This is a genomic window from Methylobacter sp. S3L5C (genome assembly GCF_022788635.1).
In the GTDB taxonomy this organism is placed as follows: domain Bacteria; phylum Pseudomonadota; class Gammaproteobacteria; order Methylococcales; family Methylomonadaceae; genus Methylobacter_C.
On record NZ_CP076024.1, the window covers coordinates 558389 to 575458 of the forward strand.

At 44.0% G+C, this 17070-nt stretch carries 14 protein-coding genes; 5 read left to right on the forward strand and 9 right to left on the reverse strand.

The window, feature by feature from the left end; genetic code table 11:
• Window positions 1-3: 3 nt before the first annotated feature.
• The 5 genes from panC to KKZ03_RS02720 form a co-directional block, all read right to left on the reverse strand.
• The gene (gene panC, locus KKZ03_RS02700) at window positions 4-846 is read right to left on the reverse strand and encodes a pantoate--beta-alanine ligase (protein ID WP_243219884.1); all 843 of its coding nucleotides are present in this window, start codon (window positions 844-846) and stop codon (window positions 4-6) included.
• 5 nt (window positions 847-851) lie between these two features.
• The gene (panB, locus tag KKZ03_RS02705; protein ID WP_243219885.1) at window positions 852-1667 is read right to left on the reverse strand and encodes a 3-methyl-2-oxobutanoate hydroxymethyltransferase; all 816 of its coding nucleotides are present in this window, start codon (window positions 1665-1667) and stop codon (window positions 852-854) included.
• A gap of 1 nt (window position 1668) precedes the next feature.
• Complete coding sequence (folK, locus tag KKZ03_RS02710; RefSeq protein ID WP_243219886.1) at window positions 1669-2172, reverse strand: 2-amino-4-hydroxy-6-hydroxymethyldihydropteridine diphosphokinase; 504 nt, start codon at window positions 2170-2172, stop codon at window positions 1669-1671.
• 64 nt (window positions 2173-2236) lie between these two features.
• A complete protein-coding gene (gene pcnB / locus KKZ03_RS02715; protein WP_243219887.1) occupies window positions 2237-3646 on the reverse strand; it encodes a polynucleotide adenylyltransferase PcnB in 1410 nt (469 codons plus the stop codon).
• Window position 3647: 1 nt separating this feature from the next.
• A complete protein-coding gene (locus KKZ03_RS02720; RefSeq protein ID WP_243221757.1) occupies window positions 3648-3887 on the reverse strand; it encodes a hypothetical protein in 240 nt (79 codons plus the stop codon).
• Here KKZ03_RS02720 and KKZ03_RS02725 point away from each other — a divergent pair.
• The 4 genes from KKZ03_RS02725 to ubiD all read left to right on the forward strand — a co-directional run bounded on the left by KKZ03_RS02725 (window position 3814) and on the right by ubiD (window position 8057).
• Window positions 3814-3993, forward strand: coding sequence for a hypothetical protein (locus KKZ03_RS02725; protein ID WP_243219888.1), 180 nt, complete (start codon window positions 3814-3816; stop codon window positions 3991-3993). The genes KKZ03_RS02720 and KKZ03_RS02725 overlap by 74 nt on opposite strands.
• Complete coding sequence (locus tag KKZ03_RS02730; RefSeq protein ID WP_371744803.1) at window positions 3994-4458, forward strand: RDD family protein; 465 nt, start codon at window positions 3994-3996, stop codon at window positions 4456-4458.
• 102 nt (window positions 4459-4560) lie between these two features.
• Entirely contained in the window at window positions 4561-6600 is a 2040-nt protein-coding gene (gene prlC / locus KKZ03_RS02735; protein WP_243219890.1) for an oligopeptidase A, read from the forward strand.
• Window positions 6597-8057, forward strand: coding sequence for a 4-hydroxy-3-polyprenylbenzoate decarboxylase (gene ubiD, locus KKZ03_RS02740; RefSeq protein WP_243219891.1), 1461 nt, complete (start codon window positions 6597-6599; stop codon window positions 8055-8057). The genes prlC and ubiD overlap by 4 nt, the downstream gene beginning before the upstream one ends.
• 104 nt (window positions 8058-8161) lie before the next feature.
• Here the strand turns inward: ubiD and KKZ03_RS02745 are convergent, their stop codons facing one another.
• From KKZ03_RS02745 to KKZ03_RS02760, 4 genes are all read right to left on the reverse strand, one after another.
• Complete coding sequence (locus tag KKZ03_RS02745) at window positions 8162-9376, reverse strand: HlyC/CorC family transporter (RefSeq protein ID WP_371744920.1); 1215 nt, start codon at window positions 9374-9376, stop codon at window positions 8162-8164.
• A 469-nt stretch (window positions 9377-9845) separates the two neighbouring features.
• Window positions 9846-11186 carry a DASH family cryptochrome gene (locus tag KKZ03_RS02750; protein WP_243219893.1) on the reverse strand — a complete coding sequence of 447 codons (1341 nt, stop codon included), beginning with the start codon at window positions 11184-11186 and terminating at the stop codon, window positions 9846-9848.
• Between the two features lie 50 nt (window positions 11187-11236).
• Entirely contained in the window at window positions 11237-11779 is a 543-nt protein-coding gene (locus KKZ03_RS02755) for a glutathione peroxidase (protein WP_243219894.1), read from the reverse strand.
• A 336-nt stretch (window positions 11780-12115) separates the two neighbouring features.
• Window positions 12116-13825 (reverse strand): proline--tRNA ligase, encoded by a 1710-nt coding sequence (locus KKZ03_RS02760; protein ID WP_243219895.1) that lies wholly within the window; start codon window positions 13823-13825, stop codon window positions 12116-12118.
• A 490-nt stretch (window positions 13826-14315) separates the two neighbouring features.
• Between KKZ03_RS02760 and aceE the strand changes: the two genes are divergently transcribed.
• Window positions 14316-16994 (forward strand): pyruvate dehydrogenase (acetyl-transferring), homodimeric type, encoded by a 2679-nt coding sequence (gene aceE / locus KKZ03_RS02765; protein ID WP_243219896.1) that lies wholly within the window; start codon window positions 14316-14318, stop codon window positions 16992-16994.
• Window positions 16995-17070: the final 76 nt, after the last annotated feature.

The following is a 17070-nucleotide window of genomic DNA, read 5'->3' on the forward strand; positions in this document are numbered from 1 at the left end:
CACCTACCTAGAAAAACAAATATTATCAATCAACCGCGTCTTACCCAGCTTTACTGCCGTCAATAAAACCAAATCAACATCTTCAGCAGCGGCTTTTTTTAAATCACTACTACGACACACAGAAAAATAATCCGTCTGAAAGCCTGCCTGCTGTAAAAACTGCAATGCCTCTTGCTCTATATCTGCATAAGTCTTGTTACCCGCTAAAACAGCATCACGTGCCGCACATAAAACCTGATAAAGCCTTGGAGCAATTCTTTTTTCAGTATTTGTTAAATAACCGTTTCTCGAACTCATAGCCAAACCACTTGGCTCTCTAACGGTATCTATGCCTGTTATCTGAACGGGGATATGCAAATCCCTAGCCATTGTTTTAATTATAGTCAATTGTTGAAAATCTTTGAGACCAAATAAAGCCCTATCCGGTTGGACTATATTGAATAATTTACAAACAACGGTGGCAACACCACTAAAATGTCCGGGTCTGGATGCGCCACAATACAGGCCTGAAAGGTCGGTTACTGTGACGGTTGTTTTGGCATCGGGCGCGTAAATATCGGTAACAGCGGGTTGAAACAACAAGTCTGTGCCAACAGTTTCCAGCTTTGACCGGTCTTCACGTTCAGTACGAGGATAAGTCTCAAAATCTTCCCCTACTCCAAATTGAGTCGGATTAACAAAGATACTAACGACGACGCGGTCGGCATTTTTTTTGGCCGCACTAACCAGTTGGAGATGTCCAGCGTGCAAATTACCCATCGTTGGAACAAAAGCCACGCTTTCACCAGCTAAGCGCCATATTTTAACCGCCTCACGTAATTCGGATACGGTATTAACTATTTGCATTGGCCTTAGAAGCTATGTTCAGCGGTTGGAAATCGTGACTGCTTGACCGCCTGATGATAAGCATTGATAGCCTCCTCAATACTCCCGGCGTCACCCATGAAATTTCTGGAAAAACGCGGACGCTTGCCGCTGCCGATATTGAGCATGTCGTAAAGTACCAAAACCTGACCGTCGCAAGCAACGCCGGCGCCTATACCAATAACAGGAATATCAAGCTGAATGCTTATTTCCCTGGCAAGATCCGCAGGCACACATTCCAATACCAACAATCCGGCACCTGCTTGCTGTAATTGATGGGCATCGGCAATAATTTTTGCGGCATCAGCGGGCTCTTTGCCCTGGACTTTATAGCTGCCCAATTGATTAATCAACTGAGGTAACAAACCCAAATGTCCACACACAGGAATACCCTGGTCAACTAAAAATCGAACAATTTCAATCCGGGCACCTTCCAGTTTAACCATTTGCGCACCACCAAGCTGTATTAATTTGGCCGCATTTTTAGCCGCAATAAGAGGCGTGGCATAACTCATGAACGGTAAATCAGCAATAATAAACGCACGATGCCTGGCAGTGCTAACACAGCGGGTATGATAAACCATATCCCTAATAGTGACAGAAAGCGTTGTCTCATGCCCCTGGATAACCATACCCAACGAATCACCCACCAACATCATATCGACACCCACTTTGTCGATTAAGGTACTAAAACCGGCATCGTAAGCCGTTAAACAGCTTATTTTTTCACCTCGCTGTTTCATGGCAAGCAGATCATTAACCGTCAAGGGCTTTACTTTAGAATCGTAAACATATTGGTTCATATCAATTCATCCGCCTTAATCCAGACAATGGACACTTGGCAATAAGATCGGCAATAATGCCCTTACCGGGTATAACCAGTTGTGGAGCAATTTCAAACAGCGGATACAAAACAAAAGATCGTTCATCCACGCCTTTATGAGGGACGACCAAGTCCGGTAAATCAATAATTTGATCGCCATAAATCAAGACATCCAAATCCAGGGTTCTTGCTCCCCATCGCTCACCTATTCTTACCCGACCCTGATCGTTTTCGATATTTTGCAAACAATGCAAAAAATCCATCGGTAATAACTCTGTTGCTACACACATAACCGCATTGACATAGTCAGGTTGATCCTGCGGCCCCATAGGTAAGCTATGATACAGACTGGAAAACGCCAATTCTTGTAAGCCGGCTATTGAAACTATTGCGGTTCGGGCTGAGATAATTTGTGCAACAGGTTCGGCAAGGTTACTACCCAAACCGATATAAGCAATAACCGGAGTTACTGGTGAATCTTTCATAGTTAATCCAATAAGCAAGCGTTACAAAGCAAAGAGCAAAAAATAATAAATTTCGCCTTACAACCTAAACCTCTTTCCCTGCATTACTTTCTTTACCATTGCTCCGGGGATTTCTTCTTCGGGATGATTTACCACCGGATGCTTTGCGCGGAGGTTGGGTCATTTTTCTTTGTTCGTTATCATTGGCACTCTGATATTTACCCCACCACTGTACTAATTCAGGATCAACTCCACCAGTCTCTGCACGCAACAGCAGAAAATCATAACCCGCCCTAAAACGAGGATGGGTAATTAACCGACTCGGTTTAGATCCTACCCGGGCATTAAACTTTGGCTGCAAACTCCAGACTTCGCGCATAGCCATGGTAATATGGCGCGGTAAAGCAGTACTTTTAACCTGCATCGCAATAACGTCATTGGCGGCTTCCTGGTAGGCCATGAATTCAACCAGACCATGCGCCATTTTTTCTTTAGCCCGCAACTGAACGGGCTCCCACAAGAAAGCGGCAAACAAAAAATAAGCCGTAACTGTTTTACCATCGACTATTCTGTTATCGGAATTTTCAAGCGCTTTAATCAACAGCAATCGTGGAAAACCATTTTCCTCCTCAGACAAACAGTTTTCTGTCGCCGGAAACAACACTTGAAACAGCCCGTAATGCCTTAACATTTCGAACGTTTGCAGTGCGTAACCGGACAAGAATAATTTGAGCGCCTCATCATACAACCGGGCAGACGGTATGCTCGACAATAGTTCTGCCGCCTTATGCATGGCTTTTTCACAATCAGGATGTAAGTTGAAACTCAGCTTAACGGCAAAACGCACGGCCCTTAACATGCGCACCGGATCTTCACGAAAACGTGTTTCAGGATCTCCAATAAGCCTTAGCGTTGCCGCTTTATGATCAGCCATGCCGCCGACATAATCTACTACCGAAAAATCTTTTATATTGTAGTAAAGCGCATTAACCGTAAAATCCCGACGCCAAACATCTTCTTCAATAGTTCCGTAGACATTATCACGCAACAAACGCCCTTCTTTATTAAGCACCTGTTTGTCGCTTTGCTCTTCCCCTGCGCCTCGAAAAGTCGCAACTTCAATGACCTCCCTGCCAAAATAGACATGTGCCAGGCGAAACCTGCGACCAATTAACCGACAATTACGAAATACTTTTCTAACCTGCTCAGGATCCGCATTGGTTGCAACATCAAAATCCTTCGGTTCACGACCCAACAATAAATCACGGACGCAACCACCGACCAGGTAGGCATCGAAGCCTTCCTTTTGCAGCTTGTATAAAACCTTCAGCGCGTTTTCACTAATCTGGGCACGCGAAACATTATGTTCCGAGCGTTGATATACTCTGACTTTCGTCGCGACTGGTTCAGCTTCATTTCTGGCTGACTTAATCAATTTTTTGAAGAAATTTAAAATGGCCTTTAACCCGGTTTGTTTTTTATTTATCGCAATCATATCATTTGATACATTCTATCCCACAATCAATCTTCTTTTTTTTACAATACCCTTTTGAATATAGTAAAATCATTGCACTGATTTTTACAAGCATACCTTGTACATTTAAACAGATAAAAAGATCAGGCAACCATTTTTTAAACATTTGCGTAATTAACGGGATTGTTATGTTCAAAAAGATTTTTAATGGCTTCATTGACCATCCACTATTAACCAGCCTTTTTGTAACAGATTTTGGCATTCTTCTGTTCCATCGGCCGCCCTTCTTGTTTTCACTTTTAATGCTGGGGACACTAATGGCGATGTGTCTATATTTTGGTCAGAAACTCGCTTTATTTAAAGTTTAATTGTCCTCAAAAAAGAAAACAATTTTAAAACCAGGTCAGAGCCCAGCCTCTGCACCTGGCTTTTTACGGCGCTTGGCAGCGCTAATTTACGATCTTTTTCTGCTGATTGCACTTTTGTTCCTCGCAACGGCTCTATTACTGCCATTTACTACCGGCGAAGCCGTTAGTGTCCAACAACTATTAATCTACCGTATTTATTTATTGGTCATCAGCTTCTTTTTTTATGGCTGGTTTTGGACCCATGGCGGCCAGACATTAGGCTTGCGTGCCTGGAAAATAAAAGTCCTCACGTTCGATCAAAAAACCATCAACTGGTATCAAGCTTTATTACGATTTGCTACGGCCATCGTCTCATGGAGCTTTTTTGGACTCGGCTTCCTATGGATTCTTATGGATAAGGATCAACGCAGTTGGTACGATCATCTATCAAAAACAGCGTTGTTCTTTGATCCTCAAAAAAAGTAGCTCTTGACTATAGCAAGATCCGTGGTTTATTTGACAACACCACAAAAGCTTTGGTTTGTGTTGTAAAATAACTCAACGCAGCCATAAAAAATAATCAATACCATGACTAACCCTTTATTGACCAATCCCACCCTACCCTTATTTTCCCAAATAAAACCCGAACATATTGAACCCGCCATCACCCAATTACTGGATGAAGCCCGTGCAACTGTAAAACAACAGCTACAAGCAACGACACAGTACACATGGAAAAATCTGGTTGAACCACTGGAAAATGCTGAAGACCGACTTAATAAAGCCTGGTCTCCCGTTAGCCACATGAATTCTGTCGTCAATACTGATGAGCTTCGTGAGGCGTATAACGCCTGCCTGCCCAAACTCAGTGCCTACTCCACTGAAATAGGGCAAAATGAACAACTATTTAAAGCTTATCAAATTATTGCTGAAAGTGATGAGTTTGCAACGCTTGATAGTGCCCAACAAAAAATCATCCACAATGCGTTAAGAGATTTTAAATTATCAGGCGTCGATCTGGATAGCGAAAAAAAGCAACGTTACAAGGACATCAGCCAGGAATTATCACGTCTTGCCAGCAACTACGAAGAAAACCTGCTGGATTCGACCAATGCCTGGAGTAAAGTTATAAGAAATGAACTGGATTTGGCGGGATTGCCTGATTCCGCTATGGCTCAGGCTAAGCAATCGGCGGCAAGCCAGAATGAAGAAGGCTGGCTGATAACCCTGCAATTTCCCTCCTATCAAGCGGTTATGACTTACGCCGATAATCGGGAATTACGCCATGAACATTACCAAGCATACTCGACTCGCGCTTCAGACCAAGGCCCACAGGCCGGAAAATGGGATAACAGTCCACTCATGGAGCAAATCCTGGCACTACGTCATGAAAAAGCCCAGTTGTTGGGTTTTAAAAATTACGCCGAACTGTCTCTTGCTACCAAAATGGCCAACAAGCCTGATGAGGTCATGAATTTCCTGGAAGATTTGGCGGATAAATCCTGGCGACCTGCACGTAAAGATCTGGCGGAGTTACGTGAATTTGCCGAGCAGGAATACGGCATTAACGACCTTCAATCCTGGGACATAGGTTATTATTCGGAGAAAATGCGTCAGCATTTTTACCAGCTTTCACAAGAAGAAGTTAAAGCGTTCTTTCCCATCACCAGGGTTTTGCTCGGATTATTTGCTGTCGTAGAAAAGCTGTACGACTTAAATATAACCGAAATTGATGATTTTGACAGTTGGCATCCCGATGTGCGTTTTTTCCAGATACATGACGATACCGATGAACTTCGCGGCCGGTTTTATGTTGATCTTTATGCCCGCGCCAAAAAACGAGGCGGTGCCTGGATGGATGATTGCGTCGGTCGTAAAAAAACCGGTGATACCACTCAAACCCCGGTCGCCTTCCTGACTTGCAACTTCACGCCGCCAACCAGCGATACCCCGGCCTTGCTTACGCATGACGATGTTATTACCTTATTTCATGAATTTGGTCACGGCTTACACCACATGCTAACCAAGGTTGATCACCTGGGCGTCTCAGGCATTAACGGTGTTGAATGGGATGCCGTTGAATTACCCAGTCAATTTATGGAAAACTGGTGCTGGGAACAAGCTGCGCAAGGACTAATTTCAGGCCATTATCAAACCGGCGAAACGCTACCTGACACCTTGTTTAATAAAATGCTGGCGGCAAAAAACTTTCAGGCCGGCATGATTATGGTTAGACAACTTGAGTTCAGCTTGTTTGATTTTAGAATTCATCGAGATTACGACCCTGAAAAAGGCGGCCGCATCTATGAAATTCTGGAGCAAGTCAGAGACCAGATTGCTGTTATTAAACCACCCAAATTTAACCGTTTTGCCCACAGTTTTTCACATATTTTTGCCGGTGGCTATGGTGCCGGTTATTACAGCTATAAATGGGCAGAAGTCTTATCCAGCGATGCTTTTTCCTTATTTGAAGAAAAAGGTATTTTTGACCAGGAAACCGGTAAAGCTTTTTTGCGTAATATTCTTGAACAAGGCGGTACCGAGAATGCGATGGACTTGTTTATCAAATTTCGGGGCCGCAAACCAACTATTGATGCCTTACTCAGACATAACGGCATCGCTGCATGAAATACCGCGATCTGCGTGACTTTATTAAACAGTTGGAAAAACAAGGTGAACTAAAACGGGTTATCATTCCTGTTGATCCCTATCTGGAAATGACAGAAATTTGTGACCGCACTTTAAAGCAAGCCGGCCCCGCCTTGTTGTTTGAAAATCCAATCGGTCACAACATCCCGGTACTGGCCAACCTATTTGGTACGCCACGCCGCGTTGCCATGGGTATGGGTGCGGAATCAGTCACCGAACTGCGCGGCATTGGCCAGTTACTGGCTTACTTAAAAGAACCAGAACCACCTAAAGGCCTGAAAGACGCATGGGAGAAGTTTCCGGTATTCAAGCAAGTACTGAATATGGCCCCCAAACTGGTTTCATCACCGCCTTGCCAAGAACTGATTCGAGAAGGCGATGAAATTGATCTCGGCGATTATCCCATTCAGACTTGCTGGCCCGAAGATGCGGCACCGTTAATTACCTGGCCGCTAGTGATTACCAAAGGTCCCCATAAAGACCGGCAAAATTTGGGCATTTATCGCATGCAAGTCATTGCAAAAAACAAAGTCATCATGCGTTGGCTGGCACATCGGGGCGGGGCGCTGGATTTTAAAGAATTCCAGGCGGCCTATCCCGGCCAGCCTTTCCCTGTTTCGGTAGCCTTAGGTGCAGATCCTGCAACCATACTTGCCGCCGTCACACCGGTACCAGACTCGCTGTCTGAATACGCATTTGCCGGTTTATTGCGCGGCAGTAAAACAGAAGTTGCCAAATCGCTGCTTAATGATTTACGAGTACCAGCCAGTGCTGAAATTGTTCTGGAAGGATTTATTTACCCTGATGAATTTGCCGCAGAAGGGCCTTATGGCGACCACACCGGTTATTACAACGAAGTCGCTGACTTTCCGGTATTCACTATCGAAAGAATCACCCAGCGTCAGGCACCCATCTATCACAGCACCTATACCGGCAAGCCACCGGATGAACCTGCAATTCTGGGGCTTGCTTTAAACGAGGTATTTATACCTATCTTACAAAAACAATTTCCGGAAATTATCGATTTTTACCTGCCTCCGGAAGGCTGCTCTTACCGTATGGCGGTTATCAGCATGAAAAAGCAGTATCCAGGCCACGCCAAACGCATTATGCTGGGTACTTGGTCATATTTGCGACAATTTATGTACACCAAGTTTGTCATCGTCGTCGATGACGATATCGATGTCCGTAACTGGCAAGATGTGATCTGGGCGATGACTACCCGTATGGATCCTGCCAGAGATTTAACCATACTGGAAAACACCCCGATTGATTACCTTGACTTTGCTTCACCGGTTTCAGGTTTGGGCTCTAAAGTGGGCTTTGATGCGACTAATAAATGGCCGGGAGAAACCAATCGGGAATGGGGTACAACGATTGCAATGTCACCGGAAGTGATCAAAAAAGTGGATGCTATGTGGGATAAATTATTTTAAAGAAAACAGCCGGTTATTGGTAATCATGGAGTGCCAGGATAATAAAACTGCCTTGTACTCCATTAAATTGCAGGCCGAACAATTAAAATACCCCCCCCCCGTATTTAAACAGCTTTTTTTCTCGGCACAAACTTAACCAACTTCACGGAATGATCATCACGTTTTATTATTTCCAAAGGGTGCCCATGCAGCTTGATACTGGTTCCTGATTCAGGAATTGTTTCCATAAACTCAAGGATAAGCCCGTTAAGTGTCTTTGGCCCTTCCGTTGGTAACGTCCATTGCATAACACGGTTTAATTCTCTAACCGTAATAGTGGCATCGACCAGATAACTACCGTCACTTTGCTTTCTGGCCGTCACATCGTCGGTGATCAATTCTCCTACTATTTCTTGTAGCAAATCATCCAGGGTAACCAATCCCTGAACATCACCATATTCATCAACAGCCAGACCTATGCGGATTTTCTCGCTTTTAAACCTGAGCATTTGTGCATGCACGGGCGTACTTTCAGGAATAAATGAAGGTTTTGTCAGTAAATTTATAATAGCTTGCTTGTCAAAATCATCCTGATTAACCAGCAACAAAACCTTTCTTAAATGTAAAAAACCCACTACCCGATCAATGCTTTTTTTATATACCGCTAACTGCGTATGCGGACTGCTTTTGATTTGTGTAATGATGTCTTCAATGGAATCTTCCAGATTAATACCGACAATTTCATTACGGGGAGTCATAATATCTTCAACTGTCGCTGACTCAAGTTCCAGTATGCCCAATAGCATTTTTTGATAGCGCACCGGCATTAAACTTTCAGCTTCAGTAATAATGCTTTTTAATTCTTCTTTATTCAGTGAGTCATGCCGATTTTTATTAACATCAACGCCAACCAACCGCAGTAACAAGCTGACCAATAAATTAACAATCCAAACGATAGGATAAAGTATTTTCAGTAACGGCGTATAAATCCAGGCCGCCGGGAATGCCAATAATTCCGGCTTCATTGCCGCAATAGTCTTCGGCGTCACCTCTGAGAAAATAAGCATGACAATGGTTAAAATGGCGGCGGCAATCGCTACAATCGATTCTTCATCAGCATAAAGCTTAATGGCAATGACCGTGGCAATTGAAGAGGCGAAATTATTAACAAAATTATTACATAACAAAATCAGGCCTAACAAGCGATCCGGTCTTTTTAACAGCTTTTGTGTCTTTATTGCACCAGCATGTCTGAGTTTAACCAGATGTCTTAACCGGTAACGGTTTATCGTCATTAAAGACGTTTCTGAACCCGAAAAAAAAGCGGAAAGAATAAGCATAAGGACAAGTATGCCAAACAGCATACTAAGGGACATATCGTTCAAAGAAAGTTTACTCTAGGTTATGAAAACAGTTCTAGTGTCTATGATGAGAATTTTTTGTCAAGTCTCAATCTGAAATATAGGCTAATTTATACTTGGTAGAGCATAAATAACGCAGTAAATAACCGACCGAAGTAGCGTTTTTTGTTATTAAAAGTAACACTCCTTGCTTGCTGATCTTTTTATTCATTCGCTACATTATCAAAATAACTACGTAGCCAGCTACGTGCCTGTTTTGCCATCTCACCAACCGCTCCTCCAACACTTTGATTTGTAGTTTTGTTTTTACGGCAGTAGTATTAAGTTATAGCTGACTTCTCCGAACTCAAGCATTAAAAATGCTTAAGATGGAGTACATAAAAAACGACACTATTCAAAGCCGGTTTCGATTAATAACACAACATTTGCAAAAACCGGCTTTATAGATTTAAGGAGTGATAAGCGGCCAATCAGCAGCATCGACAGAATCCAATGGTAAATTTGGACTTCGCCCCTGCCACTTGTTAATAAAGCTTCCTTCCTGATCGTATTGCCTGGTTTGCTTGTCCAGATTAAAATGCCGCTTACCCCGGGGATCGGCACCAACGCCAGCCAGATATTGCCAGTTACCCCAGTTGCTGGCGACATCATAATCCAGCAATTGCTGCTCAAAATAAGCGGCGCCATAACGCCAATCGACTGCCAACTCATTGACCAGACAACTGGCGACAATTTGCCGGGCACGATTGGACATAAAGCCGGTGGTATTGAGTTGTTTCATGGCAGCGTTTACCAAAGGATACGGCGTATTACCCAGACACCACTTCTGAAACCGTTCGGGGTAAAAACTGGTTAAGGGTTTTTGCTGTTTGATACCCTGAAAAACAAACAAGTATTTGCCATGGCGATGGGCATACCATTGAAAATATTCGCGCCATAATAATTCAAAAAATATCCAATACGTCGATTCATTAGCACCAACTTTTTGTTCGAAATCATTTAAATAGTGGCAAATTTGCCGGGCAGAGAGATTGCCGTTAGCCAGCCAGGGCGAAAATTTGGTTGAATTATCCCAGCCATCCAGTTCATTGCGAAGCTCTTTATAACGACTAGCAGAGCCCTTGGCAAAATAATCGGTTAACTGCTGTAAACCGGCTGTTTCACCACCATTAAAAACTATTTCCTGATCAGCGTCAGGAGTAAATTTTAAACAGTCAGGAAAATCTACTAACCAATCAGTTAATGCTGCAGGACTAGATGGCAGAAAATCGGGCACAGGCAACGGCTTTTCAACGGGTACTTGTTCAACTGCCTGTCTAAATTGGGTAAACGTATCAGGTAATTTATCCAAAGCAAAAGGTAGTTGCTCCAGGGAATATAAACTATGCGTGTCCGACTCGACCAACTGCAATGATGGCAACTGCTTTTGTAAGGCCAGCATTAGTTGATTTTCATAAAAACCGGTTTGGCGACTGCGATAAAGCGACGAAATGCCATGCTCACCAACCAGCGCTGTAATGGCTTTTACGGGTGATTGATAACACACCACAAGATGCTGGCCAAGTTTATGTAATTGCTTATCGAGATCCAGCAGCGAAGCTTTTAAAAAACGCCAACGATTAGCTGACATCATTGCCAAACCATATTGATTCGGCGACAACCACTGCGGATCCAGGCAATAAACACAGAGTAAATAATCCACCTCGGCTGCCGCCTTTAACAGTGCACCATTATCGTGGATCCGTAAATCATTACCAAACCAATAAAGCCCGACATTACGCATGATCATTCAATCCTTATATCTAGGAGACTGTCCGAGAATAAACCAAGGTTCAGCAACTATTTCGCCATTAGCAGTGAGTTAATTTTAGAATCCAGCTGTTCGGGAGTGACATTACTGGCAAACGCCGTAACGCTTGTACCATCCCGACTAATCAAATATTTATAAAAATTCCATTCTGGCGCTTGACCGGTAGTTTGAATAAGCTTTTTAAAAAAAGCATTAGCCTCTGCTCCCTTGACTGCGCTTTTTTCCAACATATGAAAAGTCACTCCATAATTGATATAACAGACTTTGGCGGTTTTTTCTGGCTCATCAAATTCTTGGTTAAATTCATTAGAGGGGAAACCGACCACAACCAGACCTTGGTCTTTATATTTTTGATACAACGCTTCCAGACCTTTAAATTGTGGCGTGTAACCGCAATTACTGGCAGTATTGACAGCCAAAATCACCTTACCTTTAAATGCCTGGCAAAAATCAAGCTGTTCACTTGATCTTAACTTGCTCATTTTATAATTCAGCAAATCAGAGCAAGGTTCTTCCGAGGCTGCTGACTGTGCAAATAACAGCATGCCGGCCAGTAAAATTAGAATTTTCATGATCATACCTTTTGTGTGGGTTAACCGTAAGCTTATCAGTTCTGGGTAAAAGTCAACCGTGTCGTTGCCAAGCGAAGTAAAAGAATGAGTAGGATCGACAAAAGGCAACGCCGTGCCCATCTAGCTATAGCTCTAATCCTGTGTTGATCGGCACGCTCCCGCTTTGCCCATCCCTTATATATTTTTATGACTGAATAGCAGTATGCCACACAAAAAAAATGCCCCGCCAGTTTCCTGACAGAGCATTTTTTAATCATTCAACTTGACTCTCAAGCAATCAGCACATTTTTACAGACGCAAGCGTTAGGCGATTTCCTGCGAAAAAAAACACCCGATTTAAACCAACTTTGCTTGCAGAAATTCAATGATATTTGCAAATGGGACTTCTTCACTGCCCTGCCCTGTTCTGCCTTTGTATTCAAGCGTACCGGCATCCAGACCACGATCACCAATAATAACGCAATGCGGAACACCGATTAACTCCATGTCCGAAAACATAAAGCCTGCACGTACTTTTCTGTCGTCAAACAATACGTCGATACCGGCAACCCGTAAGTCTTGATAGAGCTGCTCGGCAGCAACTTTAAGACGCTCGGATTTGTGCATGTTCATGGGGCAAAGCGCAACTTGAAAAGGTGCCAGATTAGCAGGCCAGATAATGCCTTTATCATCATGGTTTTGCTCAATGGCAGCAGCAACCACGCGAGAAATACCAATACCGTAACAGCCCATGAGCATAATTTGGTTTTTACCACCTTCATTAATGACGCCAGCTTTCATGGACTCGCTATATTTACTGCCCAATTGAAAGATATGGCCGACTTCAATACCGCGAGCCAGGGTAATTTCGCCCTGACCATCAGGACTTGGATCACCCTCAACAACCGTGCGAATATCGGCAACACAATCAGGAACCGGTAAATCGCGTTCCCAATTGACACCTTGAAAATGCTTGCCATCTTCATTGGCACCACAAACAAAATCGGACATAACCACGACGCTACGATCAGCGATAACCGGTATCGTCAAGCCTAGTGGACCTATAGATCCTGGTTTGCAGTTGCAGGCACGTTGAATATCGTCTTCACTGGCAAATTCCAGCGGCGAAGCAACGCCCGCTATTTTTTCTGCCTTGATTTTATTCAGCTCATGATCGCCTCTTAATAACAAAGCCACCAAGCCCTCATCTTCGCCTTTAACAATTAAAGTTTTAAGGCATTGTGTCGCAGAAATTGCCAAAAACTGGCTAACTTCTTCGATACTGTGTTGATTTGGCGTATCGATGACTTGCTTATCAGCAGTTGCCGGCGCGCGCGATCCGGCCGGCATCAACGCTTCAGCCTTTTCAACGTTAGCCGCATAATCACTCCCGGTTGAGAAGGCAATGGCATCTTCACCGGAATCTGCCAACACATGAAATTCATGCGAAATTGCCCCGCCGATAGAGCCTGAATCGGCAACAACAGCGCGAAATTTTAAGCCCAATTGATTAAAAATATTGGTATAAGCCTGATACATGACCTCATAAGTTTGTTGTAACGACTCTTGATCCAGATGAAAGGAATAAGCATCTTTCATAATAAACTCACGCGAACGCATAACACCGAAACGCGGGCGGATTTCATCGCGAAATTTGGTCTGTATCTGGTAATAAGTAATGGGCAATTGTTTATAGCTTTTTAATTCATTACGCGCCAGATCGGTAATAATTTCTTCATGCGTTGGCCCTAAGCAAAACTCACGATCATGACGATCTTTCAACCGTGCCAGCTCGGGGCCATATTGCTCCCAGCGCTTGGTTTCCTGCCAAAGTTCAGCCGGTTGCAAGGCCGGCATTAACACTTCCAATGCGCCTACTTTTTCCATTTCATCCCGCGTAATTTTTTCTACTTTACGTAGTACACGCAATCCCAACGGGAGCCAGGTATAAAGACCGGCAGCCAGTTTGCGAATAAGCCCTGCGCGTATCATCAGTTGATGACTGGTTATTTCGGCGTCAGCAGGTGTTTCTTTTACGGTATTTAGAGGGAATTGACTAGTACGCATGATGTATAGGGAAATGAAAAATAAAACGCCTATTTTACAGCTTTTTAGCGTGTTCCCAAGTTCTTGACCTGGAATTACCTCTTTATATAAAGTAAAGCCGACTGTTATACCTAGATAAACAAGTCAATACGCCTCAAAAACAAGCACCTAATCGAGCTTCAGAACGCATAAACCGTAGCATCCAAGATTGTGGACTCCAAATTGCCTGCCGAAATAACCAGCTTTTGGGATTAGTTAAAATGGCTTATCAATCCGCTTTTATTTCGTGTTTTTGATACCTTTCATGGACAATCCGTCACATCACTTACTAAAACGGGTGTATTGCGCACCTTCAATTGTATATACTATGTACCGTTACCAAGTCATTCAGACTGCATTGATACTGATATTTTCTCGGCTGATATTGCAAACCGGGTCAAAATGACCAAATTAAATTTCATAGTAAAATAATTCTTTAAGCCATGCACAACGCGTCCCAACAGGATCACTCATGAACAACAGTTTAATTCCAGAGATTACCGGTCAGAATGACATTGATCCGACCGAAACCAAAGAGTGGGTTGAAGCCCTGCAATCAGTATTGGAACAAGATGGCAGTGAACGTGCGCATTTTCTGATTGAACAACTCGTTGCTGCAACGCGGCACTCAGGATTTGATATCCCTTTTAGTGCCAACACCGCTTATATCAATACCATTCCCGTTTCCAGGCAAGCCAAGTTTCCTGGCGATGCCATTATCGAACAAAAAATCCGCTCTTATGTTCGCTGGAATGCCATGATGATGGTATTGCGGGCGAATAAACATACCAATGTCGGCGGACATATTGCCAGTTTTGCTTCAGCCGCGACCCTCTACGATGTTGGTTACAACCATTTTTGGCATGCCGCTTCCGATCAAAATGACGGCGATTTAATTTTTACCCAGGGCCATTTAACACCAGGTGATTATGCACGTGCCTTCTTGCTGGGAAGACTGACTAAAGAGCAAATGGATAACTTCCGCCAGGAAGTCGACGGTAATGGCCTGCCTTCTTATCCACATCCTTGGCTAATGCAGGATTTCTGGCAGTTCCCGACAGTTTCGATGGGACTTGGCCCGATTATGGCCATTTACCAGGCACGTTTCATGCGTTATCTGCAGGATCGTGGTTTTGCCGATACTTCGGAACGTAAGGTCTGGAGTTTTCTGGGTGATGGTGAAACCGATGAGCCTGAATCATTGGGCGCTATTGGTATGGCCGGGCGTGAAAAACTGGATAATCTCATTTTTGTGATTAACTGTAATCTACAGCGCCTGGATGGCCCTGTGCGTGGTAATGGGAAAATCATTCAAGAACTGGAAAGTGAATTTCGCGGTGCCGGTTGGAACGTTATTAAACTGGTTTGGGGTCAACGCTGGGATGCATTATTGGCTCGTGACAGAGGTGGCTTACTCACAGCTCGCATGATGGCGTGTGCCGATGGCGACTATCAAACCTTTAAAGCAAAAGATGGCGCTTATGTCCGTGAGCACTTCTTTAATACGCCGGAATTAAAAGAGATGGTTTCCGACTGGTCTGATCGTGATATCTGGGAACTGAACAGAGGAGGTCATGATCCGGCCAAAACCTATGCGGCTTTTCATGCCGCTGTTCATCATAAAGGTCAACCTACCGTTATTTTAGCCAAAACCATTAAAGGTTATGGCATGGGCTCATCCGGAGAAGCCCAGAATATTTCTCATCAACAAAAAAAGATGAGCGACATATCGCTGAGCCATTTTCGGGATCGCTATGATTTACCGGTCACCGATGAAGAAATGCAAAAGCTGCCTTATCTGACCTTTGCTGAAGACTCAAAAGAATTGTTGTACATGCAGCAGCGTCGTGCAGAATTGGGCGGTCATTTACCGTCCAGAAGATCAAAATCTTATGCGTTGGATGTGCCGGTATTAAGTGATTTTAAATCCTTACTGGAAGCAACCCGTGAAGGCCGTGAGATTTCTACCACTATGGCCTTTGTTAATATACTCAATATTTTGGTTAAAGATAAAAATATTGGCAAACGCATTGTACCGATTGTCCCTGACGAATCCCGGACTTTTGGCATGGAAGGCATGTTCAGACAGCTGGGTATCTGGTCACAGGTCGGCCAATTGTATACCCCGCAAGATGCCGATCAACTGATGTTCTACAAGGAAGACAAGCACGGTCAGGTGTTGCAGGAAGGTATCAATGAAGCGGGTGGTTTGTGTGACTGGATTGCTGCAGGCACGGCCTATTCAACCCATAACGTACCTATGATCCCGTTTTTTATCTATTACTCCATGTTTGGTTTCCAACGTGTCGGTGATTTAATCTGGGCTGCTGCCGATCAACGTACCCGTGGCTTTTTAATGGGTGGTACTGCCGGAAGAACGACCCTGAACGGCGAAGGCCTCCAGCACGAGGATGGACACAGTCACTTGATGGCGGCTACCGTCCCCAACTGTGTATCCTATGATCCAACCTATGCTTATGAAGTGGCTGTCATCATTCAGGACGGCTTGCGACGTATGTATGTTGATCAGGAAGATATTTTCTATTACATCACCATAATGAACGAAAATTATAGTCATCCGGCCATGCCCAAAGGGATAGAACTGGATATACTCAAAGGTATGTATAATTTCCGAACAGGCGCTAAAAACAAGGCACCCCGAGTCCAGTTATTAGGATCTGGAACCATTTTTCGTGAAGTTGAATTTGCCGCCGATTTGCTCAAAAATGACTGGGCCGTAGAAGCCGATTTATGGAGCTGCCCAAGCTTTACCGAATTGGCCCGTGATGGCCAATCCTGTGAACGCTGGAACCGACTGCATCCAACCGAGCCTGCCCGACAAGCGCATGTTACCAATTGCCTGGGTAATGCGGTGGGTCCTGTCATTGCCGCAACTGACTATACCCGTGCCTTTGCCGAACAAATTCGGGCGTATATTACCTCGCCTTATACCGTATTGGGTACCGATGGTTTTGGTCGCTCCGATACCCGTGAAAACTTACGACGGTTTTTCGAAGTGGATCGTTTTCATGTCACCATTGCCGCACTGAAGAGTCTGGCTGATCTGGGTCAATTTGATCCTGCCAAAGTAGAGGTAGCCATCGCTAAATACGGTATAGCGGCGGATGTTAAAGCTCCCTGGCTAATTTAACGAAAGGACATTTATGACTGTTTTCATTGAACACCAGCACCTTACAGCTATATCCGGCTGTAAATTGCCTATAGCG